Raw genomic sequence first — 702 nt, 5'->3', positions numbered from 1 at the left:
AGAACACCTTGCCGCCGCCGAGCAGCGTTGGGATCAGATATTCGCCAAGCAGCAGGATCATGACCAGCGAGAAGCCGGTCATCACGCCCGGCAGCGACAGCTTTAGGGTCACACCGAGGAAGGTCGATAATGGCGTGGCGCCGAGATCGGCTGAGGCTTCCAGCAGCCTGCGATCAAGCCGTTCGAGGCTGACATAGATCGGCAGGATCATCAGCGGCAGATAGCCATAGACGATGCCGAGCAGCACCGCGCCCGGCGTGTTGATCAGCCTGACGTCCTCAAATCCGATATAAGCAAGCAATGCCGGAATGCCGCGTCCGCCCAGCACGTACATCCAGGCATAGGTCCGCATCAGAAGGCTGGTCCAGAACGGGATGACGACCAGCGCCAGCAGGATCAGCCGCCAGCGCTGCGGCGCGCGCAGGGCGAGGTAATAGGCAACCGGGTAGGCGACGAGAAGACAGGCGAGCGCTCCCACAGGCGCCAGCACCATCGTGTTCCAGAAGGCGGTCGCCCGCGCCGGAAGATTGGCATATTGCGCGAAAGTGAAGGCCGCCTGATAGCCGCCTTCCGGCGCCCGTTCGCCGACGCTGAAGACGGCGATGGCAATGAACGGCAGCACCAGAAACACCACCAGCCACGCGGTCGCTGGACCGAGCAGCATGGCGGTCAGAAGATTCTTGCGAAGACGGCTGCCGTGCA

General features: G+C 63.0%; 1 protein-coding gene. It reads right to left on the bottom strand.

The window, feature by feature from the left end; translation table 11 throughout:
• Positions 1-673, bottom strand: a 673-nt coding sequence (locus EN935_RS38895) for an ABC transporter permease (RefSeq protein ID WP_245489183.1), incomplete at its 3' end; no start/stop codon positions are given.
• Between the last annotated feature and the right edge of the window lie 29 nt (positions 674-702).

Origin of the sequence: Mesorhizobium sp. M7D.F.Ca.US.004.03.1.1 (assembly GCF_003998635.1) — a bacterium.
GTDB lineage: Bacteria > Pseudomonadota > Alphaproteobacteria > Rhizobiales > Rhizobiaceae > Mesorhizobium > Mesorhizobium loti.
The sequence above is the reverse complement of the archived record's forward strand: the minus strand, read 5'-3'. Positions and strand labels throughout refer to the sequence as shown.